We start from the raw sequence: 26,125 nt of genomic DNA, 5'->3' as shown, positions 1-26,125 counted from the left end.
AGGAGGAATCGGGCGCCGGTTGTTGGTGGCCGTCAGACCGCGGTCAAGGGGTGGCTTCACACGGTGGTCTCGGCCCGTGCGCAGATCCGCGTGCGGGCCGGACGACCGCCGACCCGGCCCGCCGGCCGGAGAAACCGAGGACACCGTGCCGACCGACCACACGCCCGACCCCACCCACGAGGACCGCGCCGCCCGCGACTGCCGACCCTGCGACGGCGTGGACCAGGTCCCGCCGGCCCCCTCCACGGGCCCCTCCATCGCCCCCTCCACGGCCACTTCGCCCACCCGGCGCATATCCGCAGGCCAGCCCCGCACGTCAAGGCTCCGCGACGCGTTCGACAACCCTCCTAGGCCGGCACAGGTCTGGAAGCCGACCGGAGCACGACGCAAGGAAGTACTGAAGGCGCTGGGGATCTTCCAGCGGGCGACCGCCGATCAGTTGTGGCGGATGCTGCGTCCCGCCGACCGGCACGACCGGATCACCCGCGACACCCTGAACGCGTTGAAGGAGTCGGGCCTGGTCCGGGTGGAGACGCGACTGGAATCGGGACACCAGCTGTGGGTGCTCACCGAGAAGGGCCACAAGGAAGCCAGGCTGCTGCTGCCGAAGACGGTGCGCCTCTCCGCGCTGCGCAAGCTGGACCATGACGACGAAGGCCGGCCGGTCCAGGCCGACGGCTACGACGAACACGCCGCTGCCGTCACCTCGACCGCGGCCGTGCTCACCGGGGCCGGCTACGGCACGCCGCTGTCCTGGCAGACCGAGATCGCTCACAAGCTCCCGTACGGGTACACCCAGTACGCCGACCTGACGATGCGCGCGCCGGACGCCGGGGTGCCCGCGATGCTCGTGGAGGTCGACCGGGTCACCGAGCCCGTCGACGTCCTGGTGGACAAGCTGCGCCGTTACCACGAGTGGTTCGAGCTCCTGGCGCCGAAGGCCGACGCGGCCAAGGCGATGGCGGCCCGGGGCGCGGCGGTGCACGACTTCCGGCTGTGGTCGCGGATTTACCCGGCGACGGGCCGGGAGGGGTACGTGCCGGTGGCGTTCGTGTTCACGGGCAAGACCGCCGCGCAGCGCGCCAGCCGGATGCGGCGCCTGGAGCAGGCCGCCCGCGCCTACTTCGCCGCCACCCCGCACCGGGGCGCAGGGTTCACGTCGGTCGACTACCACCAGGCGGTGCCCGTGGTCGTCACCGAGCTGGAGCGGATCACCGCCGACCCGGCCGGGGCCGCGGGCAGGGTGTGGCGCAGGCTCGGGCGCGATGAGTGGCAGACCCTCACCCAGGCCCTGGACAACCCCGACGGCGAGCGGCTGTACCAGGTCCAGCTCCGCGAGGCCCGCCGACGCCAGGCAGAGCGCGAGGCCGCGGAGCGGGAGGCGCAGCGGCCGGTGTGCACGCAGTGCGGCACCAAGTTCACCGACGAGCGCTGGCAGGAGACCAGGCGGCCCTCGTGGCCCGGCGCATGGGACCGGCTGTGCGGGCCGTGCAAGAGGCAGGCCGCCGACCGTGCGGAGGCTGAGCGCGTCGCGCGCCGCCGGGCGGAGGAAGCCGGACGCGCGGCAGCTGAAGCGCCGGCCGTGAAGCCCCGCAGCCGGTTCGGCATCGGGCGCCGCCGGTAACGGACGGGTTCAAAGGCCGGGGTGGTTGTCGGTGGCGGCTGGAAAACTGATCGCATGAACGGAGACGAGCAGCTGCTGAACCGGCGCGTCTACGGCGCGGATCACGACGACCCATACCCCGGCCCGCTCCCGGAGCGGACCTACGCCGAACTGGTCGGCCGGCCGCTGGACGGCCTGCTGCTGGACATCCACGGCTGGCGGGCCGAGGAAGTCGACGACGGTGTCGCCCTGGTCACCGAACTCTCCCGGTGGCCAGGCGGCCGGGCGCTGTACGACCCGCGCCTGGGCGAACCCCGCACATCCGGGCCCGGCGTCAGCTGTCGCTTCTACTACTCCGGCGACACACCCTGACCGTCGCCTGGCGGTTGCCGTTGCCTCGACCTTCTAACGGGCAGCTGGCTGACAGTGTCCCCGTGCCCGCCCGGCCCGGATCCGGTTTCAGCGTCTAGAGCGGCATCAAGCAACGTTCGCCCTGCGCATTACAAGTCAATGCAATTAGGGGACTTCATGTACGGCGGACTGCCCATGACCAGATGGCGGCCTGCGGTGCGCTATTGACATCTGCTTCATAGTTGGGCGGGATGATGAGTGCGCACCGGGCGCGGTTGCCGAGTCAGGGGACATGCGGTGGAAGATGTTGGTGATCCGGGCCACGTGGAGATACTGGAGCGTTGGGCTCGAGGTTTACAGATGTGTGGGGCCTCCCACCCGATGGCCGTCAACGGGACCGTCACTGTGGTGCGTTCGAAGCCGGTCTTCGGCGAGCTCGCCAGGGAGCCGGCCGGAGTCCGGGCCGCCGCCCAGGTCTCCGTCGACGTGTTCGTGCTGAGGTACTGCTTAGTGTCCCATGTCTCACGGCTCGCTACGGCAGCTGTGCCTGTGTTCAGGGATCATGGGGAGTCGGTCAGGATGGACGGTCGCGTGGATGACCTTACGGACGCGATACTCCGGAACCGGGCGCAGTCGCCAGCGTGAGCAGATGGCCGCGATGGCAAGGGAAATCTGTACCAGGGCGAAGTTGTCCCCCATGCATTTGTGGACGCCCGCGCCGAAGGGCAGGAAGGCGTGCTTGACGTGCCGCCCGGTCCGGGAGGTCAGCCAGCGGTCCGGGTCGAAGCGGTCCGGGTCGTCGAACCAGCGTGGGTCGTGGTGGAGGATGTGCGGGCTGTAGATCAACTCAGCTCCTGCCGGTAGGAGGACCCGTCCGAGCCACACGGGGCGTACAGTGCGGCGCATCTGGAACCAGATGGCGTACTGGCGCAGCACCTCGTTGACGATCCGTGCCAGGTAGGTGAGACGTGGCAGATCCTCGTAGGCGGGGTCCCGCCCGTCGAGGACGGTGTCGAGTTCGCAGTGCAGCCGTTCCTCGACATCGCGATGGCGTGCCAGCTCGTGCAACGTCCAGGCGAGGGCGGCGCTGGTGGTTTCCACTCCGGCCATGTAGAAGGTGACGACCTGGTCGTGGATTTCCCGGTCCGTCAGAGGTCGGCCCTCTTCGTCGCGTGCGTTCAGCAGTGTCGTCAACACGTCACTGTGTTCCTGCTCCGTGGCCCGATACATCTTGATCATGCGGCTGACGACTAGGGAGATGTCATCGGAGGCCCGCTGGAATCGCCGGTTGACCGGCAAGGGAAGCCGCGCCGCCCAGTCGGGAGTGACACCCCGCCACACGGTTCCTTTCATCAGCACAGGGACGGACCCCTGTGTCAAAGCCGCGGACTCCTCGGACAGTCCGGCGAACAGGCAGCGGGTCACCGTGGTCAGTGCCAACCGCTCCGTCTCGCGGGTCACTTCCAGCGGCTGATCCGGGCGCCAGCGGCTGGTGAGTTCGCGCACGCCCTCGAGCATGGTGGGAACGTACCGGGGGACCCGGACTCGCGCGAAGTCGGGCTGGAGCATGCGGCGATGCCGCCGGTGAAGCTCCCCGGAGCTGGTGACCAGTCCTTCGCCCAGGAACGACTTGCCCTTGTCGTGAACGTAGCCCCGGGAGAAGCTGCGGGCTTCGGTCACAAGGACCTGATGGACGAGGTCGGGGTGGGTGATGACATAGGCGGGCAGCGGACCGAGCCGGATGCGCACGACGTCCCCGTACGCGGGCAGGGTCCGGAAGAATTCCAGCGGACGGCCGACCAACAGGCGTGCGTGGCCGACCAGCGGCCAGGCGCCGTGGGCCTGCGGCACCTGTTCGTGCGTGATCGGGGTGAGCGTCCCTTCGTCCCTCACAGCACTCCCCCTTCCCCGGTGCCCGCAAGCTCGCTGTAGCCGACCACATGCCGCGAGTCGGCCACCACGTGGGTCCACCATCCGTCACGCATGTTCACGGGAGCCGCGTGCAGGGGCGTGGTGCGTGACCACCGCGTCACCAGGTACGGAAGCAACGCACCGCTCGTGACGTAGCGGAGCAGCAACTCCTTCTCGCGGTCGCCGAGGTCATCCGCGTGGATCAGGTCCGTGTACAGCGCACGGACGAGTGCCAGCGCGGTGTCGACCTGTTCACCGTGGCCTCCAGGCAGATAGCGGAAAATGTCACCGGTCTCGTCCTCCGCCCGGTGCCGGACCATGCTGTGGACGTCGAACGCGACGATGCCGCCCTCGAGGGCTTCGACGACCCTGGCGCGCGGAACCTGGCGAAGATCGACGCCCGCCGCTACGGCGCAGCAGAGCAGAACTCCGTAGAAGCAACCCTCCGCGTCACGCCACCTCAGGTATTCGCGGTAGTCGGACGCGTTCGCCTGCACCTGCCGCGCCACTGCCTCTCGCGTGACTCGGTCCCGGCGTTGTCCGGCCAGCGTCTCGTACTGCACCCGCAGCGCTTCACGGATCCCGTCCCGTGCCCAGTCAGCGCCTTCCGTGGCTGCCATCAGCCAGGAGTCGACCGTGCGGCCGAAGAGGTGCTTGCCGAAGATGTCCTCGTAGTGCTCACAGGCAGCGTAGGAGTCGTTGATCGCCGTCAGCGCCTCAAGCGAGGCCAGGGCGACGCGGTCCCGGTCGGGCGGCCCGGTGGGAGCGACGCTGTCGAGCATCATGTAACCGACCTCGACAGCTTCGGTGTCGACGGCCTCGCTGATCCACCACTTGTCGCCCTCAGCGGCCGGCTGGTCGCCGAGCGCACGGAACGCTGCGAGATGTCCAGCGACACGCTGAGCCCGGGTGCGGCCGACCATGTCGTGCCAGTGGGAGTCGGGCAGGGCCCAACTCGCCGGCTCCCCAGGCCGGTGCTGCTCGTCATCCATGGTGGAACTACCCCCTTCGCGCGATGATGCTGTACGCGGACACCGCACCCCGCTCGACGGCGGCGATCATGTTGGAGAAGGTGATGTAGTACTCGTCGAGTGCACGCGGCCGCTCGCCCGCCGCCCAGTGCGCGTCCATGTTCGCCTGAACCTGGCGGAACCAGCGCACCGTGTCCTTGGCATCGGGGAGGACACGTACGTCGTCGACCAGAAAACCGCACTCCTCCAGCAGGCCCGTCACCTGGTCCGGGGACTTGCGGTAACCGCAGGCACACCGGTCCACGGTGTCCTCGATCGACGACACGTACGAGGCCACGTCGTTGTAAAACACATCTGCGACGATGAGCTTCCCTCCGCGCCGGACGCGCTGGGCAAGGCCTTCCGCCATCCCACGGAGAACGGCAGGCGGGAAGTGCGCCACTGAGCCTCGGGCCATGACCAGGTCGTAAGGTGTCTCGGGCCCCGGGAGAAAGCGCACGTCCTGCGCGTTGCACAAGAACAGACGCACACGGCCGTCAAGGCCGCTCCGCCGAATGCCCGCAGCCGCGTAGGCCAACTGCTCGGCACTGATGTTGATGCCGTCCAGGCGCGGACAATCGGCGAACCGCTCCGCCAGATACTGCAATACGCTTCCCCAGCCACACCCGACATCGAGCACGCGCACAGGCGCTTCAACGTCCGCCAGTTCGAGCGTGTGCTCGAGGAAGCAGATGCCCGCCTCCTCAAGCGACGAGGCGCCGTCGGGGTAGATGCCCAGATGAAAGAGCAGCGAGTCGCCGATCGCCTTCTTCCACACTTCTGGTCTGTCCTCGTAGACCCGCTCCACCCGAGACCGGTAGGGGTCTTGCACGCTGCCATGCACCACTTGGAACGGTTCAGTGCCTTGCTGCCCAGCCATCCCAGCCCCCAGGCGTGATACTTGACGTGCACCTGCCCGTAACGGTTCCCACTACAACACCGCCGTCCCCGCCCTGGAAGGGAGCACACGGTCGAAGCAGTAGCTGACACTACAAACAGTGCGCCCGGCGCACACGGCGCGGACGGCGCCAGCGCTGCGGACGGGCAGTTGGACGAGGGGGCGTGCGCGCAATTGCACACGCAAGAGGTTCGGCTGCCGCGGTGTCCTGCGTACGACCGCTGTCACCACCAAAGACGCGGTCACCCGGCCATCGAGCACATCCGCAGACCGGCCGTCCTCGATGCGGGCCCGGTAGTCCGCCCAGTCGTGTGCGGTCCAGTGGTCCAGTCCGGCCGGGAAGTCGTCGGTGCCGGCGCGGGTCACTGGTCGGCCTCTATGGCCGGGACGCCGTACATGGCCGCGCACGGGGCGCAGGCGTGCAGGGGGGCACCGCGCAGTATCGGCACCGGGAAGCGGGCATCCGGGGTTCCGCTGCACCAGCAGCAGGAGCGGCCTGTGATCTGCTGCGTGCTCAGCCGCTCGCGGTGGATCGCCGGGGCGTCCACGTAGGCGCCGGCAAGGGGCTGGGGCGGCGTGCTGCGCGTCGTCATGTGGGGTGCCTCGCGCTCGCGGTCGGGAAGCCTGCGGCAGCTGTCCCCCACGGGGGAACGAGGGACAGCCGCCGGCGTCCGCGGCGTTCACCGGGGGCGCGTGTCCAGTCCAACGCCGGAGGGTGGGCAACGGGTAGGAAAAGTCGGCCGGTTGCTACTCGCGGTGACCGGAAATTTTGGCGGGGGGGATCCGCGCAACCTCTCCACGCTGTATGAGCACGCGGCTACGGTGAGTGCGTGGAAGGAAATTCCCGGTTGCAGGCCCACATGGTCGAACACGCCTTCAAGCAGAGCGTGCTGGCCGACAGGGTGAACGAGGAGCTGAAGGCGGCCGGTCACAAGGGGACCGTCGGTGACCGCACGGTCCGCAACTGGGTGACCGGAAGAACCCGTTGGCCGCACCAGCGCCAGCGGGACGCCCTCACGGCAGTATTCGGATGCACCCCCGCCTGCCTCGGTTTCTATCCCCCGGGCATGCCCGCCCCGCCCTACGAGGACCTCTCAGCCATGCTCCGCCGCCGCTTTTGCACCGCCGCCACGTCCGCCGTCGCAGCAACCGCCCTGCCTCCCGCCGGCACCCGTCCCACCAGCGTGGGCACCTCCGACGTGCTCCGCCTGCGGGACGGACTGGACCGGCTCACCGCGCTCGACCAAAGACGCGGCGGACACGCCGCTCTCGAACGCGCCGCGCTCGCCGGCGCGGCCGAGGCCGTGGGCCTGCAGGACCGGTCCGCCTCGCAGACGATCCGGCAGCGGCTGTTCGGTGTCGCCGCCGACTACACCACGGCCGCCGCCTGGTCGTGCATCGACGCCCGCCAGCTCGACCGGGCCCGCAGCCACGTCAACGAAGCGCTGAGACTGGCCGGGCTGTCCCAGGACCCCGTATCGCTGATGCGGGTGTGGAACTCCACCGCGATCCTCGCCCACCAGCTCGGCCACTACGCCGAAGGCGTGGCAGCAGCCCAGGCCGCACAGTCCTGCGCCATCACGCGCCGCGACCCGCTGTTCGGATCCCTCGCGCACGCCCGGGCCGCGGTGGGGCACGCCCACCGGGGCGACCGGCAGGCCGCCATCCGTTCCATCGGATACGCCGAAGAGGCCCTCGGGCGAGCCGAGGCACGCCCCCGTCCGTCCTGGATCGCCTTCTACGGGCCCGCAGAGCTGCATGCCCTGACCGGGGTGGTCCGCAGCCGTCTGGGCCAGCCTGTGGAGGCGGAAGCCGCCTCCCACCGTGCCCTGTCCGCGCTGCCGGCCTCCTTCCGGCGCAACCGCGCCATGACCATCGTGGACCTCGCCATCGCCCAGCTCCACCAGGGCGACGCCGAACACGCCTGCGCCACGACCGAGGACGCCTTCACCCTGATGTGGGGCAGCCCGCTACCCGGCCGCTTACGCGTCCTGCTCGGCGACTTCTACCGCGATCTCCTCACCCTCGCGCCCTCCACCACAGTGGCGCGCGAGTGGGCCGACCGCTACCGATCCGAATGGAGCCCCGCGTGACCACGGCACCCGTCATCGACCTGCGCCGCTACGGCCACACCGACCTGCCCGGCATCCGGCAGACCCTGCTCGACGTCCACGCCATCGCCTACTACGAGCGGCGGCACGAGGAGTTCGTCCAGCGCTTCCCCTGGTTCGTGCAGCACTGGGGCGGCCGTGAGGGATTCGCGTGCGTGGTCGCCTACGCCGACGGCGAGCCGATCGGTTTCACCTACGGGGCGCCGGGCGAGCCGGGCCGCGAATGGTGGCGTGAGTACCTGAGCGAAGAGCCGGCCAACCCCTCGACGTTCTCCGTCTCGGAACTGATGCTGAAGCCGCAGTGGCGCGGGCAAAGCCTTGGAGAGCGGCTTCACCGCGAGCTGCTCGCCGACCGGCCGGAGGGCCTGGCCGTGCTCACCGTGGACACCAAGCGGCCCCGGCTCCAGGCGATGTACGAGGGCTGGGGATACCGGAAGATCGGCGAGCGCCAGCCGTTCCCGGACTCCCCGCTGTATGCCGTGATGCTGCTGGACCGCAAGCGCGCGGCCTGACGGGCGCCGCCTGCGGCCCGCTCCAGCGGCGTCCCGCCCGGCGTGTGCCAGGGCGGGACGCCGCTGCCCAACTGCTGTTACCCCTCCCGGCCGGACGCGCGGTCACATCGACGGTGTTTTCGATAGCGAGGAGCGAGCACGTGGCGGCGAAGACCGGTCCGGCGAATCACATCATCCAGCAGCGGCGTCCCGCGGCACGGCCAGGCGAGGACCGGTCGCCGGTCAGTCGGTGAGGGCGTGGCGGAGGGTTTCGTGGCAGTCGATGAGGGCGTCGACGCCGACGATGCTGATGGTGCGCATCACGGACTCGCCGGCAGCGGCCAGGCGCAGCCAGCCGCCGGCTTCGGTGAGGGAGCGGTGGGCGGCGATGAGGATGTTGATACCGCTGGAGTCCATGAAGGCGACCTGGCGCATGTCGGCCACGATGCGGGGACGGGGCGCTCCCGCACCCGCCGCTTCGCCGGGGGCCGCCGATGGCGCGGGCTGCGGGGTGGGCGGCTGCGGGGCGGCCTGCGCGTCCGTCACCACGGCCGCCCAGGCCATGCCCAGCGCGGCGAGGGCGGCGCCCTGCTCCGCGGTGAGCTTGTCCCGCCGTTGCTTGGTGTTGGAGAGCCACACACCCGGTTTCAACGGCACCGGCTCCGCCCCGCCGTCGACCGTGATCTCCACGACCGTGTTGCGCGGGACGGACCGCTTCCCCTCCTTCTCCACCCACTGCGCCAGAGCTGCCAGGCCCCGCTGGAACACCGCCTCGGCCTTGCTCCCGGCCTTCACCGGGCCGTTGGCCGGGTCGTGACATCCCCGTTGCGGCGGCTCTGCCCATGTCTCTTGGCTGGAGTGAAGGAATATGGGACGGGCGGGAGGGGCGGCGCGGCAGCGGCCGGAGATCAGGGCGCGCTCAGCCGTTTGCGCGTCGGCCGGAACCGCCGCGCCCGGGCCCCGTCAGCTTGGTGGCGACGAGCCTGCTACGCGTAGTGCGCTCGGGGTTGGTCGTGTGGTCGGAAGGACGCCAGCCACGATCAGGCGTGGGATTTCCGTGGCGCTGCGGGCGTGCCGGATGATCCAGGTGCTGTCTTCGATGTCGCGGTATCCGGCGGAGTGGTCGCTGGCGTCGCCGACGAGGAGCAGGGCGAAGGGCGGCCCGGTGGCGGTGTAGTTGGCGACCTGGGCGAGGTAATCCCTTTCGACGGTCTTGTGGGTCTTCCACCGCTTAGTGCGCCATTTGATTTCTGCGACGAACCGGCTGGCAGGCTCGGGCATGTAGATGACATCTGCACGCCCGCCTGCGACGTCCCACTTCTCCCGTGTCACGGTGCCCGGTGGGAATAGGGGACTGATGTGCTGGTGGAAGTCGTCCTGGAGGTGCTTTTCGTTCCAGGCTGCGACGGTGCCGTCGGCGTTCTTGCGCGCCGGCCCAAGGTAGGCGGTGCGCTCGCCGTAGAGGTTGGCCTGGGCGTCGAACCGGTCGTAGAGGAATCGCAGGAAGTGCTCAAGCAGGGGGGTGAAGTAGTGGCTGTCGCTCGGCTTCCAGGCCGGGCTGGTCTTCAGGATGTCGAGCAGGGTCTCCAGGTGCCTGTCCACGCGGGCGTTGCCGGTGGAGGTGTAGCCCTTGGTGAGTTGGTGGGCGAGCTGCTCCAGCCGGTCGAGCTGGTGCGGGTCGGGCTCGCCGCATAGGCCAGTGGCATCAGACTGAAAGAGCGCGGCAAGCGCGGGGCGGCCTTCCAGGACTTTTCCCGGCACCGCCTCCTGCTGCGGCGCTTGGCTGCTCAACTGTTGGCGTCGCTGACGTACAGCGTCGTACAGCGTCTGGGCGTCGGGGTGGTCGGTGAACTGGGGGTCGTGGGCGAGGGCTTGCTCGAGCTGGTGCAGCAGGCCTTGGCTGCGTACGAACGGCGCTTCGACAGCCGGGCTGATCAGTGCCGTGAGGCCCGTGGAGTCATTGGCGGGGGCGTGGATGCTGCGGCTGGCGAGGTAGATCTCCAAGAGGTCGTTCAGGGCATCGGCGGGGTTGTACCAGCTGGGCTGGTCCAGGTGCGCCTGTGCTGCGTTGAGGGTGGTGATGAGTTTCGCCCAGGCGCTTTGGGTCAGACTCCGGGCGCTGAGCCAGCCGAGCTGGTGCATGCTGCCGGTCCAGGCGGCGAGGTGAGCGGCCGTGGTGTCCAGCTGGTTGGCTGCCTTGGTGAGCCGTTGCCGGGCGCTGCTGTCACCCGCCGGGTTCTGTTCAAGGTCGGCGAAGGCGAGGACGGCTTCGATGGCGGCGGCGTGGGCGCGGGCGTCCAGGCGTGCCTCGTGGGTGCGGTCGAGCTCGGTGAACCGCATCAGGGCTCGCTGCAGTTGTTCGCCGGCGGTGGTTCGGTCGGCGGCCTCCAGAGCGGCTCGCTCGTCAGCCAGGGCAAGTTCGAAGCTCGCGTCGGCTCGGGTCGCCGGGTTCAGGTCGGGCTGATTCTCCAGGGCGTTGAGGACGTCGAGGAGGCGGTCGGTGTCGGCGAAGTGGTCGCGGGCGATGCCGATCAGGATCGGCATACGGTCCAGGGCGTCGGCAGGTTCGGTGCCGGTGATCTCGGTGAGCAGCGCGAGCAGCCGGTGCGGGGAGCCTCCCGCTACCGCCAGGCGCAGCAGGCCGGCGATCGCCGGCTGGGCGAGGGCGGCGTCGCAGTCGCCGGCGAGCGCGTCCTCTGCGAGCGTGGCCAGATCTCGTACGATTCGGTTGCCTAGGCGGGCGGCCAGCCCAGGCCGGGTGCACACGACGTCGAGCGCGTCGGCGAGGACCCAGGCCGAGTGAGGTTGGCGCAGGCCCTGAGCCGCGGCCGCGAGTAGGGGCGCAGCCTGCTCGGCCGGGATGGTGTCGATGCCGTGGGCCAGCGCAGTGAGGAGGTAGGGGAGTTGAGGCCCGGCGGCCATTGTGTCCACCTCAGCCACGACGGCGTCTGCTCCGCCGAGGTCATCGAGGCCGGGTCCGGCGTCTAGTTCTTCATCGCTCGCCCGGCCGGCCCACTCTTGGAGGGCCTGGTCCACGTTCGGAGCCACTGTCCTCTCCTCTCTGATGGGCCGCGCCGGAAGCGAGCATCTTAGAACAGGTGTTCGCCGTCGCTGGTGATGATGTGGTCCTCGGGTAGCAGGCCTTCGACCAGCTCCGGTTGGGCAGTGGTGAAGACGACCTGGAGTTCGGGCAGTTCTCGCGTCAGGGTCTGCAGCTCGCCGATCAGCCTACGGGCGGCGTCGGCCGTCATCTCTTCAGCGGCGACGGAGTCGATGAGCAGAAGCCCGGGGTGGGAGTCGATGTGCCGGGCGGCGCCGGCCCGCAGCAGGGCGATGACGGTGGCGACGCGCATGCGCAGACGGTCGCCGCGGCTGAGCTTCTTGAAGGGGTGCTTGACGCCTTCTTTGACGGGGTTGACGTTGCCATTCCGTTTGAGCGCGACGGAGTTCAGGTGCTGCACGCCGAACTGGCTGGAGAGGCTGACGATCTCGGAGTCCATCGTCGGGAAGAGGTAGTCCGCGGAAGCCTTCACCGTCGCCTCCACCAGCTGGTGCACCGTGCTGAGGACGTCTGGGGCGGCGGATACGGTCGGCGTGTCCAGGGGAGCGGTGCCGGTCGCGGCCAGCCGTCCCTTCAGCTCTGCAGCCATCAGCTCTAGGTCACGAAGCCGCACATGGGCGGGGGAAGCGGCGAGGGCGCTGCTCACGGCCTCGGTGGCCTGCTGGTGCGCGGTGACGGCGGCGTCCGCGGCGGCCTGTAGGGCGAGGTGGTGGGCGGCTGCGGCGGACTCGGCCTCCCGAGCGGTGGCGATGTCGGTGGTGAGCTGCTCGAGCACGGCCTCGGCGATGTCCTCGGCGATCTCGGGCAGCGGACGTGTGCACACCGCGCAGGTGGCCCGGTCCCGTTCTGCTGCTCGGCGCTCGTCACCGACCGGCTCTTCACAGCGCGGGCAACAACTGGGATTGAGACGTCCGAGCACCCGGCGGGCCTGCCAGGTCTCCTGAGCGTCGAGCTGCGCCTGTTCGGCGCCCACCCGCGCGGCGGTAGCATCCGCCAGGCTCTGCGCGGCATCGTTCAGGCTCATGCGGAGTCGGTGCAGTTCCTGTGCCGTTTGGTCTGCCCGCTGCAGCAGCGGAACGATGTCGGCCTCGGGAGCACCGCTCAACTCCTGGATCTCCTGCTGCAGCAGGTCCAGCTGGGCCTGCCACTGGGCGCGCTCGGCCGACCGCGCGTGCAGATCTCCCTCCGCCCGGCGTTGCGCCTGCCGAGTGGTCTTTGCCCGGCCCTTCACCGCGACGGACAGCTGGGCGTGGGCACTGCTGTAGGGGATGTCGACGAACAGTTCCAGCAGCTTGGCGGGCAGTCCGGGCGCACTGACGTCACCCAGGAGTAGTTCGTCACCTCCGGCGTTGAGGTAGCACGCCCCGAAGTAGGCAGGCCATCCGTGAACCTGGGGCGCTCCCTCTCCGTCGGCGCCGCCGGTGGCGCTCCACAGGCTGGTGCGTTCCATCCGCAGGGCATCCAGGAAGAAGGAGCCGATCACGCGCTCGACATCGTCGGTCCCGGAGCCTTTGGCGACCAGGCGCAAGGGGTTGTCGTCCGCGGCCGCCAACAAGGCCTGGACAGTATCGGCGGTCAAGATGTCGACGCTGACGGGGGGAAGTAGACCAGGGATCTGCTCCAGAGCGATCCGAGTGGGTTTGCCAGCCACCACGAGGTCCAGACGCAGCGTGCGTACCCAGGATTGGACGCCTGGTGGCAGATCGCGCGGGGCGCCGCGCAGCGGCCAGACCAAAAACTCCAGCAGGCTGGTCTTACCAGCACTGTTCTCCGGGTGCACGATGGCCCAGATACCGGGCTCGAAGGGCCGGTCGATGGTGAACGGCTCGCCGTCGTGCTTAATCCCGTCGACTCGCAGACGCAGGATGCGCAGGCGCCGGTCGGCAGGGGCTGGCGTTGTCAGCGCGATGTTGGCTTCGGCAAGGGCACGCTCGACCTGGTGCTTGGCGACGTCCAACCGGGCGGCGGCCTGGGTCAGAATGTCGTCGGCGGTGGGCACAACCGGTGGCGTAGCCACGGGGTCCGGCTTGGTCACGACGCCTCCTGTCCGTCGGCTGGTGCACCGGTCTGTGGGGGTGCCGCGATGGCCCGCAGCGCCCGCAGCCTTGCCCGCGCCTGGTCAGTGATCGGGGTGATGTACGACCCGATGGGAGTATCGGCGTAGTCCCGCAACAGATACTGGCGTTTCTTCAACTGGGATCCTCCCAGCCCGTCAACCAACGCCACCACCCGCTTGGTCCGCTCCACGTACCAGGCAAGCGCCGGGGCCTCTACGACGATGTTCACGGCAAGCGTGCGGCCCGCTTGCAACAGGTAGTAGCGGTGCTCGACCACCTTCCGCTCCCGCAAGACCTGCGTCTTTTTCAGCAAGCCCCGTTCGACCAGTACCGCGAGGGCGTCGTCGAGCTCCTCGAAGGCGCCGAAGCGGTGCCGCAGCATCGGAAATCGACGCAGGTCCGGCTCTTGGGAGGAGAGGATGTCCTCGGCGAGATCGAGCAGCGCCGGCTCATCCGGAGCCTTCTCGTACTCCGTCATCAGCTCATAAGCCAGATAGTCGGGGTAGCGCACCCAGAAATCGAGCTTCTGTAGCCGCACCTGCGCGCGGACCACACCCACGCACTCGGCTGGCACCTCACCGTCCACGCCGGGTCGCGGTTCATGAGCCGCCGCATTGATCAGCAAGAGCATGCGCACCGCGTCCTGCCAGCGGCTCGCCCGCCGGATTCGCAATCCGCTCGTCATTCATCCCCCCCAAGGCCCGTTGCCCCCTGCCGCCCCGCGCCCGCACATGCGAAGCACGCATCCGCAGGGCCCCGTAGCAAGGGCTGGCCACGACCTTCCCTCGTCTCGTCACCTTCTGCATACGCAGAGTAAGACGCCGTACGATCTTTCGTCGACAGTTCGGACAGCGCGGATCATCCCCGCCGGGACAGCCCTCGCGGAGTGCCTTGTCTGGGGCCACGGCGTGCTGGTCGGCGCACCAGATGCGCCATAATGCCCGCGAATCATGCCCAGTCCATGCCGAGCTTCCGCAGCGCGTTCAGCTGCTCCTGGCCAAGCCGGCCCCTCCTCGATTTCATGTTCGAAATCCATACGCCCAGCTTCACGGTCACTGGCTCGCCGTTGACCGTGATCTCTTCGCTGTGCCCCCTCGGCACGGGCCGGTCGCCTTCGCGTTCCACCCACTGCGTGAGGGCCGCCAGGCCCCGCTGGAACGCCGCCTGTGCCTTGCTCGGGCCCTTCGTCGTGCGCGTGGCCGCCGGGGCGGGAGACGGCGCCTCAACGGGCTTCACGCCCAGCTTGGACAGCCGCTCCTGCTGTTCGGGCAGCAGCTGCGCCCAGGTGCGCGGGTTCTTCTGCCGCTGAAGCCACCGCCCGATGTCGTCGCCCTCGAAGGTGACGCCGGGCGCGATGTAGGGCAGGTGGCCGTCGGCGTCGACCAGGTCGGCGAGAACCCGGTAGTGGCGTTGCCAGTTCAGTGGCCAGGGGCAGTTCCAGTCCGGGTCGATCTCCGCCAGCTGCTTCGCGCGCTCCTCCGCCCGCTTCGGGTCCTTCCCGAGACCGCCCTTGCGCCGGAGGTTGGCCATGTACTGCCCGATCGGCACCTCGACCCCGTCGGCGGGGTCGGTCCACACCGCGTCCTGACGCGGCGCGAGATGCCCCGTGGCACGCCGGTAGGACCGGAGCACGGCCAGCTTGGCCTCCCACGCCTCCTCACCCGGCTCCCAGACCATCCCGGCCTCCGGCAAGTCGAGCAGGCTCTTGCGCCGTTCCTCCAGCTCCCCGGCCCGCAGCGCCTTCCGCTGCTGATGGACCCATCGGCCAAGCGGAAACGACTTCGTCGCCCCGACCTCGACCTCAACGTCATACGGGACGGCGTAGAGGCCGGTGATCTCGTTCTCCTTCCGCCAGCGCAGCAGGGCCTGGTAGCCCTCCAGCCACACCAGCGACTCCGGCCGGTAGACCCGGGTCCGCAGGAACGCGGCGATGGTCGCGGCGTCGCGCGGGCTCGAGAAATGGAGCAGCGCGGACTCGGCAGCGCCGTCCGCGCCGTCGTCGTGCTCCTGGTCCTCGCCGTCCCCTTCGCCGCCGGCCCCGACGATCCGCCCGTCCGCGTCGCGCCGGACGTGGACCTTGCGCTTGCCGCTCGTGAGGGCGCGGGAGGCGAGCTGTTCGACCAGACGTTCGTCATGCGAGCGCAGGCCCTTTATCTCAGGGAGGGCTGTCCAGTAGGCACGTTTGGTGGTGGTGGAGCCTGCAGCCGTAGATGATCATGCTCTGGTCATTTTGTGACGGTCTGCATGGTTGTCGGTTGGTGGGAGTAGGGTCGCGTGGCGCGGTCCCCGAAGGGTGGGAGCCGATGGGACGTCCTGGGGGAGTGAGTCTGAGTGGGACTGGCGGGCGGCGCTGCGGACAAGGCGGGTAACCGGTACGAGGACTGGTGGACCGCGCTGAGGGTGGCGGAGTTGCTGCGGGGGCGGGCGACGCGGATTCGTCTGGAACCCCCGGGCCCAGCGGGCGCCGGGATCGAGTTCGAGCTCGAGGCGGACGACGGCACCTGGTGCGAGCAGGTGAAGGACGTCCCCTCGAAGGGGCCGTGGACCCTGAACGCTGCGGGCAAGATCCTCGAGGCGGTCACGGGGCATCTTGCGGGGGGCAAGAAGGTGCGCCTTGTGCTGTCCACGGGGGCCCCTGAACTGCATGATCTTTCTAAGCGGGCCCGGGGCGCCGACACACTCGCCGAGTTCGAGTGCATGATCACCAAGGCCCAGATTCCCCAGTTCGTACAGGTACTTGAGAACTGGTCCGACAACGGGATGCCGGTCGACCGGGAGGTCGGCTGGCGGTATCTGCAGGCCGTGCACGTGGAGCACATCCCACCAGAGGCACTGCGCCGCCTGGTGGTCTCCGAGTATGAGCTGCTGTTTGTCGGGGACCCGGAAGTGATCGTCAGGCAGCTGAGCGGCTATCTCGACGAGCACCTGCACCAGCGCCTCACCGGCTCCCAGATCCGCAGCCATCTTCTAACCGTGCCGGGGGTGCGCCCACGTCTGCTGGCGGGTGACACCGGGACGCTCACGGCCCTGGCCGGGACGGTCGATCGCTTTGTGCGGCGCGTGCGACGGGACAAGCCCGCCTTTGGAATGGCCGCTCGTCCGCATGTGGAGCAGCTGTACGAGCGCCTGGTGGCTGAGGACGGCCCGCAGGTGGTGGTCTGCGAGGGCGGCGCTGGCTTGGGTAAGTCAGCGGTCGTCACCGACGTTCTGGTCCGGCTGACCGAGCAGGGATGGCCGGCGGCCGCGGTCCGGATGGACGGCGCCGACGCGAGTGTGCAGACGGCCAAGGACCTGGGTACCAAGATGACCCTGCCGGACTCGCCGGCGGTGCTGTTGGCTGGGGTCGCGGACGGAACGCCGGCGCTGTTGGTGATTGACCAGCTGGATGCGGTCAGCACCTACAACGGCAGGATGTCGGACGCCTACGAGGCCGTGGAAGACGTACTCGCACAGCTGGTCGTCACCCCGAACGTCAAGGTGATCCTGGTAGCACGCACCGTCGACATCGACAACGACCGGAGGCTGTCCCGTCTCGTAGCCGACCCCGCCCGGACAGCCCGATTCCCCCTCAGCGTTCTGGATCCGGAACAGGTGCGGGCTGTCCTGTCCGCCAGCGGGACGGATCCCGACGGCCTGGGACCGGTGACACTGGAGCTGTTGCGGACTCCGTTGCATCTGTCGGTCTTCAGCCGCCTGTCGCCCTCCGCACGCGGCGCTTCGTACCGGACCTTGCAGGAGCTGTACGCGCGTTACACCGATGAACGGCGCGAGGAGATCGAGCGACAGGTCGCCGCGCTGGACTGGCGGGGTATCACGGGCACGCTGTGTGCCTCCATGAGCGAACGTGAAACCCTCCAGGCGCCCTTGGCTCTCCTCGACGGTTTCGCCCGCCAGCACATCAAGGTGCTCGAGTCGCACGGTGTGCTGGTGCGCGACGGGGAACAGATCGGGTTCTTCCACGAGACGTACTTCGATTTCCTCTTCGCCCGGTCCTTCATCTCCACCGGAGAGGACATCCACGATTTCCTGGCCAATTCAGGTCAGTATCTGTTCCGTCGCGCCCAGACCAGGCAGATCCTCGAGCACCTCGCCGGCACGGACCTCGGACGTTTTCGCACCACGGTGGCCAGGCTCTTGGGCTCTGACCAGATCCGCCCGCACCTGCATGATGTGATCATTGCTGTCCTCGGACAGCTCGACGCCGCTCTGCCTGACTGGAAGGCCATCGAACCGCTCGCCTGGGGTCAGGTTCCTGTGGCGGGCAAGGTACGAGGTCTGCTCGCCCTGCCGCAGTGGTTCGACGCCGCCGACCACGATCAGAGGTGGGAACGCTGGCTGGGCACGCCGCAAACTGCCGATGCTGCGTTCCCTGAACTGCTGGCCGTCGCGCGCCACCGGCCCGAACGTGTCGCAGAGCTGGTGCGACCGTACGTGGGCACCACGCCGCAGTGGCGGCGCCGGCTGGTGGGGCTGATCGAGTGGGCGCTCACGCCCGACCTTGTCGACCTTGCTGTCGATCTGATCGACCGAGGGTATGCGGATGAGGCCAGGGGGGCGATAGCGGTCAACAGCGACTTCTGGTCGCTCCTCTACAGTCTGTCCGAAACCCACCCCGCTCCCGCTGCCCGCCTTGTCGGCGCCTATCTGCGTCGTCACCTAGCCCGTGCCCGCGCCGACGGATCCGGCGACCCCTTCGCGTCCGAGCACCTGTCAACGAACTCACAGGTGGCCGACACGGTCCTCTCCCGCATCGCGCAGGCCGAACCGGAAACCTACGTCGACCAGGTTCTGCCCTTCGTCATCGACGTGGCCACCGCTAGCAGCGCGGGCCGTACCGGCTCCCAGGACCTCGGTGGCCGCTGGGCCTACCGACTCGTGGGCGGCCGCAGTGTCGACACCGCCTTGCTGGCCGCCCTCGACACGGCACTGCGCTGCCTGGCCGGCCAAGCCCCGGCTGCCGCTGCCGATGCCCTGCGGCAACTGACCGCCTCACCAGTTCAGGAACTACGCTTCCTCGCCTGCCGCCTGCACACTGCCCTGGGACAGCCCGATGAGGCGATCGCCTGGCTCCTGACCGATGAGCGCCACCTGCGCCTGGGATGGGTGGACAGCGCGCGCTGGGCCTCGCGCGAACTCATCGAGACCGCGACCCCCCACTGCACGGACGAGATGCTGGATCGCTTGACCGCGGTGCTGCTTGGCTACTACCCGGCGTGGGAGCGCCGACGGCAGAAGGGGCAGCGCAGCGCCTGGGGCCGGAGCCAGTACGAGCTGTTGTCGGCGATCTGCCCTTCGCGCCGTAGTGCAGCGGTACGCCGTCGGCTCGCCGAATGGGAGCGCAAGTTCCCCGGCCACGTACCGTCGCCACCGACACCAATTCAGACTGGGGTCGTCGGCTCGCCGATCAGTGACCATGCGGCCCGGCATATGACCGACGACCAGTGGCACCGTGCCCTGGACAAGTACGCCCGGCCCCAGCCCGAACGGTTCTGGCCTCTCCGAGGAGGCGTCCACGAGCTCGCTCGGACACTTGGCAGCCGCGCACAACAGGAACCCGACCGCTTCACCGACTTCGCCTTCACTCTCGGCCCAGGCTCACCAGCCGCCTACCTCTGCGCGATCGTGGAGGCGGTCACGCCCCATCTGGATGCCGACCGCTGGGAACGACTGGCCTTCCACACCCACCAGACGCTCGGCTCCGAGGCAGCGCTCACGATCTGCCAGGCCCTGCAGGCGGCCCCGCAGAACTTCACTCCTGCTCTGTTGCCGGCCCTCGACGGCTACACCACAGACCCCCACCCCGAGCATGACATCCGTCATCCGGATGCCGAAGGAACCCGCACGGATCTGCTGACCGTCGGCATGAACTCCAACCGCGGCCAGGCAGCGCTCACCGTTGCCGCCCTGCTCTTCCACGGCAGTGAGCACCTGCACGCCTTGACGCCCCTGGCCACCCGCCTCGCCAACGACCCTGTGCTCGCTGTCCGAGTCTGTGCCGCCCAGGCTGTACTGGCCTTGATGAAGCATGACCCGCAGATTGCGCTAGACACCGCTGAACAACTCCTGAACCACCAGGACGCCAACGTCTACAACGCCTCCACCACTCAACGGCTGCTCATCAACACCCTGGTTCGTGAACCCTCGCGTTTCGCTGCCCACCTTGCTCGAGCCCTACAAGGGACGGGCGATACGGCCGAACTCGCAGGCCAGTCCTGGGCTGTTGCCACCATTCAGGGGTGCCTCACCCCGGACCTTCCGAACAGCACGGATGAACTCAGCGCCCTCGCCCGCCGTGGGGCTGCATCGGTCTTCGCCGACAACATCGATCACTACCCGCACTTTCTCCCGCTGTTCAACGACGATGACGCCGACGTGCGAAAGAACGCCTCCCAGGGCATGCGGCAGGTGTTCGACCTGTTTCCTGCACAAGCCGAAGAACTCGTCAGAGCGTTCCTCGACGGCAAGGCCTTCCCTGACCACCTCGAACATCTGGCCTTCGCTCTCTACGACCACGCTGGCCCCCTTCCCACTGTCGCCATTGATGCGTGCGAGCGCATCGTTCAGCACGCGGGCAGGGAGCTCGGCGACCTCAGAACCCATCGTGCGGCGGACGGCCACCACCTGGTCTCGGCAGTCCTCCGCCTCTATCGGCAAAGCCGGCAGGCCGAACGGATCCGTTGCCTGGACGTCATCGACAGGCTCTCGCAGGCAGGTGCCTACGGGTTGACCGCTGCTTTGGAAAACGAACGCTGACCCCACTGAGCCCTGGTCCTGGCCCCGCCGAGAGTTATCTCGGGGCGAGCCAGCGGTGGGGAAATGTTTGTTTGGGTTGTCACCTGCGGTGATGGGCTGTGAACGAGTGCCGTACGCGTCGCTGCGGGCGATGGTTGTGTTTGTCACGTGGATGTCGACTTTGTGGCGGAGCGTGCTTTTTCTCCCGTGACTGGTGTGGTGCGGTGGGTGGTGGTGGACGCCGGTTCGTTTGATCTGCAGACCGAGGCGGTGGCGTTCCTGGCGTCGTTGCGGGCGCGGGGGTGTTCGCCGAACACCGAGCGCGCGTATGCGGGGCGGGTCGCTCTGTACTTGAACTACTGCCGGATGCGGCGGCTGGACTGGCGGACCCCTGGGTTTCTGGATCTGGCCGACGTGCAGCGGTGGCTGGTGGAGACGCCCCTTCCGCCCCGGGCTGGCCAGGTGCGGCCCGGGCCGGTCCGTTACCGGTCGCGGGGGACGGCGAACGCGATCATGACGGTGGTGGGGGAGTTCCTGCGGTTCGCTGCTGTGCACGGCTGGGTGCCGGCCAGCACGGCGGGACTGCTGTCCCAGCCGAAACTGCTGCGCTTCACCCCGCCCGGCTACGACACCGGCGAATCGGGCCAGCGGCTCCAGGCCGAGGCCGCCGTGTTCCGCTTCAAGGTCACCGAGCCGGGCTACGAGGACCTCAGTGGTGAGCAGATCCGCGGGATGATCGCTGCGGCGCCGAGCGCCCGGGATCGTTTCCTGATCGCACTGCTGGCGTGTACGGGGCTGCGGATCGGCGAGGCGCTCGGCCTGCACCGGGACGACATGCACCTGCTGGCCTCCTCACGGACTGTGGGCTGCGGTGTCGAGGGCCCGCACGTGCATGTCCGCCGCCGCACCGACAACCCCAACCGGGTCCTGGCCAAGTCCCGCCGTCACCGCTTCGTACCGGTCACCGCCGACCTGGTCGCCCTCTACACCGACTACCAGTACGAACGCGACGACGTGGCCGAGGCGGGGGAGTCGGAGATGGTGTTCGTGAATCTGTTCCGGCCTCCGCTGGGCCGGGCGATGTCGTACCCGAACGCCAAAGAGATGTTCGACCGGCTGGGCCGCGCTGTCGGGCATGCGTGTCGTCCGCACATGCTGCGTCACTCGGCGGCGACGCGCTGGCTGCGCGACGGTGTCGACCGCGATGTGGTGCAGCGCCTCCTCGGCCACGCCTCTCCGTTGTCCATGGAGCAGTACCGGCACGTCGACGACGCCGAGGCGCGGGCAGCGGTCGAGCGCGTCGGCTTGCTGACGGAGCGCCCATGAGTATCGCGTCCGTGCTCTCGCGGCTGCCCGCACCGCGCACCGAAAACGCGGTGGAGCTCGACGCCGGGAGATGGGTGCGGTGGCTGCAAGACCATCTCGATCCCGCCTGGCGGCCGGCTGAGTGGCGGCCGGAGTGCTGGCTTTTCACCGGGAGTGTGCAGGAGCCGCGCAGCTCGGTGTCGCTGTGCCGTACGGCGGTATGCGACACCGTGGTCTCACCGGCCAACATCTTCTGCCCCTTCTGCAAGGAGGGACAGAAGAAGTCGCCGCTGTCCGCCGCGGAGTTCGCGCGGACCTTCGTGCCGCTACGCAACCGGGTTGCCTTCGGCGGTGTTCCGGAGCAGTGCCGCTTCACGAAGGACGGGCAGCGCTGTGTCCGGCCCCGGCACTGCAAAGAACTGTGCGCCACGCACTACACCCAGTGGAAGACCCACACCACCCGCAAGACCGCCGGCCGGTGGGAGGACACCGCCGTGCCCTACGCCGATACCCCTGCCTGCCCGGCGTCAGCCTGTCCGCTGCCGGGCTTGTACGGCCGGGGCCTGTGCCGGCACCACGCGCAGCGCTTCCGCGAACACCGCCGCATCCACCCGGACGCGGATGTAGCGGCGTGGGCAGCCCAGCAGCCCCCGTACCTCGCCCCGCACCAGTTCAGTCTCCTGCCGCTGCCCGAGCCGCTGCGCTGGGAGGTTCTCTACGGTCTGCAGCAGGTGGACCCGTGGCTGCGGATCTTCGAGCCCCCGCAGGTCCGCCGCATGGTGCGGGACCTGGCCGGGACCAGCACACTTATCGGCGACATCACGGACCAGCAGATGTGCCCACGCTCCACCGTCGCAGTCCTGCGGATGCTCAGCCGCGTGCGGACGGCGGTCCGGGCAGGCCACGCACAGCACACCGGCACCGCGCCGGCACAGGATGACGTCCTGGATCTGCGTGCGCTGGGCCAGCGCTCGCGCACCCCGGCCGGTATCCGGCAGTCCAAGACCGTCGACCTGCGCACCATCCGGCAGCCGTGGCTGCGCGGTCTGCTGCGCACCTGGACCATCCAGCAGCGCCCGGGAGCGGACGAGTTCGCCCGCACGCTGCGCGGCGTCGAACTCGCCTCCCGGGCTCTCGCGCAACGCCCCGCAAGCGACGACCCCACACGGCTTCGCTACGACGACGTCACTGCCGTGGTCGACGCGTTCCGTACCGCGCTCAAGCTGGACGGCGAACCAGCCGGCTGGAACTACCGCATGTCCATCGCCAGCCACTTCTTCGCCCTGATCGACTACGGCCGCCGCTCAGGCACCGCTGACACCCTCTCCGCCGCCTTCGTCCGCGACCCCGTCAACCACCGCATCTCTGAAGAGGAAACCAACGAGGACGAGGTCGGAAAGGCGATCCCTGAACCGGTGATTCGCCAGCTCGACGCCCACCTCCACCTCCTCGGCCACGGGCGGGCCCGCGGCCAGCGCACCCTTGCCCCTGACGACCTGCAGCTGATGTACCGCACGCTGTACATCCTGCTCAGAGACACCGGACGGCGGCCCCTTGAAATCTGTTCCCTGCCTCGGGACTGCCTCGAAACCCGCAACGACCAGATCTGTCTGGTCTGGAACAACCACAAGGCTCGCCGTCACCGCAGGCGCCTGCCCATCACCACAGCCACCGCCCAAGCCATCCGCACCTGGAAAGAACGCCGAGAACAGCTCCAGTCCAGCCTCCCGCCCACTGGCGCCGACTACCTCTTCCCCGCTCTCACCCACCTCGCCGTCCGCCCCTACCTGCCCACCAACTACCTCGGCGAGACCCTGCGCGACTGGGCTGACTCCATCCCCCACCTGCACGGCGAAGGCACCGACACCCACGGCAACCCGCTGCCTTTCGACCGCTCCCTCATCTACGCGTACGCCTTCCGCCACTCCTACGCGCAACGCCACGCCGACGCAGGGACCCCGCTCGACGTCCTGCGTGAATTGATGGATCACAAGTCGGTCTGCACCACCCAGCGCTACTACACCGTCTCCCTGAAACGAAAGCGCGACGCTGTGACGAAACTCGCCACCCACGTCGTCGACAATCACGGCCGCCCCAGCCCCAGCTCAGAGACCGCCTACGAACTGCGCTCCGTCGCCGTCCCCTACGGCGGGTGCACCGAACCCAGCAACGTCAAAGCCGCAGGCGGATCCTGTCCCATCCGCTTCCAGTGCGCAGGCTGCGGCTTCTACCGACCCGACCCTTCCTACCTCCCGGCGATCGAACAGCACATCAACGAACTGCGCGCCGACCGCGAATCTGCCCTGGCCATGGACGCCGCCGAGTTCGTCATCACGGCCTTCACCGCCCAGATCACAGCGTTCGAGCAGGTCACCGACCGCATGCAGCGGCGCCTCGCCGCCCTCCCTTCGGCGGAGCGCCAGGAGATCGAGGAAGCCAGCACCGTTCTCCGTAAAGCCCGAGCCGGCAGCACCCACACCCTGCTGCCGCTCACACCCCTCTCCAGGACCGACCCGGCATGAATCCCCACGGCAACCCGCACACCCTCGCCGAGGCCCGCCGCCGCGCCAGCCTCGACAAACGCCAGCGAGCCCTGACCGCGCTCGCCACCCTGGAACGGCAGGGCAAGAAGATCACCCACGCCGCGGTCGCCCGCACCGCCGACGTCTCGACATGGCTCACCTACACCGACGGCATCCGCGAGCACATCGAAGCCGCACAACAACGTCGGCAACCCACCATCCCCCCGTCCGCGCGGACGCGGAGCACCACAGCAACGCTGCGCACAGAACTCGAACTCGCCAGGCAGGAGATCCGGACCCTGAGGGAAGACAGAGACCGGATGCGGCAGGCCATCCAACACCAGCTCGGACAGCAACTCGACGCCCTCGATACCGGGCACCTGATCGAACGCGTCGACGAACTCACACGGACCAACCAACGACTCGAAGACAGCCTCCAGCAAGCCACCGACGACAATCACGAGCTCCACGCCCGCGTGAGGATCCTGGAAACAGACCTGGCCGCAGCACGCACCAGCCTGCGACGGATGATCCGAGAGGAGAACACAAACCGCTGAAGGCGCCCCCAAGGGCCCGCTGCCGCCGCTACAGCCCAATCCAGAAGACCTTGCTAGGCCCACTCCACTCCGAGTTCGGCGAGTGCGGCCCGCTGCTCTTCGGTGAGCTTGTCACGGCGGGTCTTGGTATTCGATAGCCATACGCCGAGTTTGTGGTGGTGCTCCTGGCCGTCGATGACGACGCATTCGACGTGTCCCCTCGGCACTGCCTTCTGGATGCCCTCGCGCTGGATCCACTGGGCGAGGGCGGTGACGCCGCGCTGGAAGGCTGACGTCTTCCCGCCGCCTTTGGCCGTCGGGGCCGAGGCGGGGCGTTCGGCGGGTGTTACGCCCAGCGTTGTGAGCCGCTGCTGCTGTTCTTCGGTGAGTTCCGCCCAGCTGCGGCGTTGTCGCTGGAGCCATTTGCCGAGGTCGTCGCCTTGGAACTGCACGCCGGGGGCGATGTCGGGGAGTCGGCCGTGGGGTTCGTCGGCGGCGAGGTCGGCGAGCACTTTGTAGTGGCGTTGCCAGTCCAGGGGCCAGGGACAGTTCCAGTCGGGGTCGATCTGGGCGAGTTGTGCGGCGCGCGCTGCGGCGCGCTGCGGGTTCTTGCCGAGTCCGTCCTTGCGGCGGAGGTTGGCCATGTGTTCCCCGACTGGAACCAGTTCGCTGTCGGCGTCGCCCCATACGGCATCTCGCCTGGGGGCGAGGTGACCGTGCGCGCGGTGGTACGACCGCAGTACCGCCAGCTTCTGCTCCCAGGCTTCATCGCCGGGTTCCCACACCATTCCGGCTTCGTCGAGCAGGGTCTTGCGGTGGGGATCGAGTTCGCCCGCGCGGTACACGCGCCGCTGCTGGTGGACCCACCGCCCCAAGGGGAATGCTTTGGTGGCGCCGGCTTCGGTCTCGGTGTCGTACGGGACGGCGTGCAGGCCGGTGATGAGGTTGCTCTTCCGCCAATGCAGCAGGGCCTGGTAGCCCTCCAGCCACACCAGGGACTCCGGCCGGTACACCCGGGTGCGCAGGAACGCGGCGATCGTCGCCGCGTCTCTGGGGGTGGAGAAGTTCAGCAGCGCGGACTCCACGGCGCCCTTGGTCTCGTCCTGCCCGCCTTCTCCTTCGGCCGTGGTGCCGATGATCCGCCCGTCCTCGTCCCGCTTCACGTACACGTGCCGCTGCCCGCTGCTCAGGGCCCGGCTGGCGAGTTGTTCGACGAGGCGTTCCGAGTGACTGCGGAGTCCTTGGAGGACGGCTACGAGGGGTGCGAACGAGGCGGAGGCGACCATGTCGGTCGGATCCTCGCCGGGCTTAAGGAAGACGGGCACGATGATCCTGGCCACCTTGGCCGTGCCGTCGGGGTTCGGGCGCAGGGCGCGGCCGATGTTCTGCACGATCTCGACCTGGGAGCTGCGGGTGTCGGCGAAACACACCGCCTCCACGCCCCGCTCGCCGACGATGTCGACGCCTTCGCCGAGCACTCGGACGGAGGCGAGGAAGGCCCGGTGTACGCGGCGACCCGCGGCATCGATGCCATTGG

At 68.8% G+C, this 26,125-nt stretch carries 17 protein-coding genes and 1 pseudogene; 8 read left to right on the top strand and 10 right to left on the bottom strand.

The window, feature by feature from the left end:
- The first annotated feature begins 145 nt into the window (after nt 1-145).
- Both ACSURM_RS00090 and ACSURM_RS00085 read left to right on the top strand, forming a co-directional pair.
- Nucleotides 146-1,624, top strand: a complete 1,479-nt coding sequence (locus ACSURM_RS00090; protein ID WP_436952187.1) for a replication-relaxation family protein — start codon at nt 146-148, stop codon at nt 1,622-1,624.
- 54 nt (nt 1,625-1,678) lie between these two features.
- A complete protein-coding gene (locus ACSURM_RS00085; protein WP_436952186.1) occupies nt 1,679-1,975 on the top strand; it encodes a hypothetical protein in 297 nt (98 codons plus the stop codon).
- Nucleotides 1,976-2,476: 501 nt separating this feature from the next.
- Here the strand turns inward: ACSURM_RS00085 and ACSURM_RS00080 are convergent.
- The 4 genes from ACSURM_RS00080 to ACSURM_RS00065 all read right to left on the bottom strand — a co-directional run bounded on the left by ACSURM_RS00080 (nt 2,477) and on the right by ACSURM_RS00065 (nt 6,366).
- Nucleotides 2,477-3,847, bottom strand: coding sequence for a cytochrome P450 (locus ACSURM_RS00080; protein ID WP_436952184.1), 1,371 nt, complete (start codon nt 3,845-3,847; stop codon nt 2,477-2,479).
- Entirely contained in the window at nt 3,844-4,857 is a 1,014-nt protein-coding gene (locus tag ACSURM_RS00075) for a hypothetical protein (RefSeq protein WP_436952182.1), read from the bottom strand. The genes ACSURM_RS00080 and ACSURM_RS00075 overlap by 4 nt, the downstream gene beginning before the upstream one ends.
- Before the next feature lie 7 nt (nt 4,858-4,864).
- Nucleotides 4,865-5,683, bottom strand: a complete 819-nt coding sequence (locus ACSURM_RS00070) for an SAM-dependent methyltransferase (protein WP_436952180.1) — start codon at nt 5,681-5,683, stop codon at nt 4,865-4,867.
- A 452-nt stretch (nt 5,684-6,135) separates the two neighbouring features.
- Nucleotides 6,136-6,366, bottom strand: a complete 231-nt coding sequence (locus ACSURM_RS00065) for a hypothetical protein (RefSeq protein ID WP_436952178.1) — start codon at nt 6,364-6,366, stop codon at nt 6,136-6,138.
- Nucleotides 6,367-6,603: 237 nt separating this feature from the next.
- Between ACSURM_RS00065 and ACSURM_RS00060 the strand changes: the two genes are divergently transcribed.
- Both ACSURM_RS00060 and ACSURM_RS00055 read left to right on the top strand, forming a co-directional pair.
- Nucleotides 6,604-7,866, top strand: coding sequence for a hypothetical protein (locus tag ACSURM_RS00060; RefSeq protein ID WP_436952176.1), 1,263 nt, complete (start codon nt 6,604-6,606; stop codon nt 7,864-7,866).
- Entirely contained in the window at nt 7,851-8,396 is a 546-nt protein-coding gene (locus ACSURM_RS00055; protein WP_436952174.1) for an N-acetyltransferase family protein, read from the top strand. The genes ACSURM_RS00060 and ACSURM_RS00055 overlap by 16 nt, the downstream gene beginning before the upstream one ends.
- Before the next feature lie 222 nt (nt 8,397-8,618).
- On the opposite strand, the gene ACSURM_RS00050 is transcribed toward ACSURM_RS00055, so the two are convergent.
- The 5 genes and pseudogenes from ACSURM_RS00050 to ACSURM_RS00030 form a co-directional block, all read right to left on the bottom strand.
- Nucleotides 8,619-9,170 (bottom strand): STAS domain-containing protein, encoded by a 552-nt coding sequence (locus ACSURM_RS00050; protein ID WP_436952172.1) that lies wholly within the window; start codon nt 9,168-9,170, stop codon nt 8,619-8,621.
- A 168-nt stretch (nt 9,171-9,338) separates the two neighbouring features.
- A complete protein-coding gene (locus ACSURM_RS00045) occupies nt 9,339-11,423 on the bottom strand; it encodes a hypothetical protein (RefSeq protein ID WP_436952170.1) in 2,085 nt (694 codons plus the stop codon).
- A gap of 41 nt (nt 11,424-11,464) precedes the next feature.
- Entirely contained in the window at nt 11,465-13,471 is a 2,007-nt protein-coding gene (locus ACSURM_RS00040; RefSeq protein ID WP_436952168.1) for a hypothetical protein, read from the bottom strand.
- Nucleotides 13,468-14,124: a hypothetical protein gene (locus ACSURM_RS00035; RefSeq protein ID WP_436952166.1), complete on the bottom strand. Its 657-nt coding sequence runs from the start codon at nt 14,122-14,124 to the stop codon at nt 13,468-13,470. The genes ACSURM_RS00040 and ACSURM_RS00035 overlap by 4 nt, the downstream gene beginning before the upstream one ends.
- A 317-nt stretch (nt 14,125-14,441) precedes the next feature.
- Nucleotides 14,442-15,647: pseudogene (locus tag ACSURM_RS00030) on the bottom strand (helicase associated domain-containing protein); the annotation flags it as partial.
- Between the two features lie 177 nt (nt 15,648-15,824).
- Between ACSURM_RS00030 and ACSURM_RS00025 the strand changes: the two are divergent.
- From ACSURM_RS00025 to ACSURM_RS00010, 4 genes are all read left to right on the top strand, one after another.
- On the top strand, nt 15,825-20,246 hold the full coding sequence (locus ACSURM_RS00025; protein ID WP_436952164.1) for a hypothetical protein: 4,422 nt from the start codon (nt 15,825-15,827) through the stop codon (nt 20,244-20,246).
- A 186-nt stretch (nt 20,247-20,432) separates the two neighbouring features.
- The gene (locus ACSURM_RS00020) at nt 20,433-21,551 is read left to right on the top strand and encodes a tyrosine-type recombinase/integrase (RefSeq protein WP_436952162.1); all 1,119 of its coding nucleotides are present in this window, start codon (nt 20,433-20,435) and stop codon (nt 21,549-21,551) included.
- Nucleotides 21,548-24,052 (top strand): tyrosine-type recombinase/integrase, encoded by a 2,505-nt coding sequence (locus ACSURM_RS00015; protein ID WP_436952160.1) that lies wholly within the window; start codon nt 21,548-21,550, stop codon nt 24,050-24,052. The genes ACSURM_RS00020 and ACSURM_RS00015 overlap by 4 nt, the downstream gene beginning before the upstream one ends.
- Nucleotides 24,049-24,609 carry a DUF6262 family protein gene (locus ACSURM_RS00010; protein ID WP_436952158.1) on the top strand — a complete coding sequence of 187 codons (561 nt, stop codon included), beginning with the start codon at nt 24,049-24,051 and terminating at the stop codon, nt 24,607-24,609. Before ACSURM_RS00015 ends, ACSURM_RS00010 begins: the two co-directional genes overlap by 4 nt.
- A 53-nt stretch (nt 24,610-24,662) precedes the next feature.
- Here ACSURM_RS00010 and ACSURM_RS00005 read toward each other — a convergent pair.
- The coding region (locus ACSURM_RS00005; RefSeq protein ID WP_436952156.1) for a Helicase associated domain protein at nt 24,663-26,125 on the bottom strand (1,463 nt) is incomplete at its 5' end.

Source organism: Streptomyces sp. SudanB182_2057 (genome assembly GCF_964272715.1).
In the GTDB taxonomy this organism is placed as follows: domain Bacteria; phylum Actinomycetota; class Actinomycetes; order Streptomycetales; family Streptomycetaceae; genus Streptomyces; species Streptomyces rubradiris.
This window is presented reverse-complemented; position numbering and strand designations above follow the sequence as displayed.

Coding starts and splice junctions, on each gene's coding strand:
- ACSURM_RS00085 (WP_436952186.1), top strand. CDS start 1,679: ATGAACGGAGACGAGCAGCTGCTGAACCGGCGCGTCTACGGCGCGGAT.
- ACSURM_RS00075 (WP_436952182.1), bottom strand. CDS start 4,857: ATGGATGACGAGCAGCACCGGCCTGGGGAGCCGGCGAGTTGGGCCCTG.
- ACSURM_RS00065 (WP_436952178.1), bottom strand. CDS start 6,366: ATGACGACGCGCAGCACGCCGCCCCAGCCCCTTGCCGGCGCCTACGTG.
- ACSURM_RS00055 (WP_436952174.1), top strand. CDS start 7,851: ATGGAGCCCCGCGTGACCACGGCACCCGTCATCGACCTGCGCCGCTAC.
- ACSURM_RS00035 (WP_436952166.1), bottom strand. CDS start 14,124: ATGCTCTTGCTGATCAATGCGGCGGCTCATGAACCGCGACCCGGCGTG.
- ACSURM_RS00015 (WP_436952160.1), top strand. CDS start 21,548: ATGAGTATCGCGTCCGTGCTCTCGCGGCTGCCCGCACCGCGCACCGAA.
- ACSURM_RS00010 (WP_436952158.1), top strand. CDS start 24,049: ATGAATCCCCACGGCAACCCGCACACCCTCGCCGAGGCCCGCCGCCGC.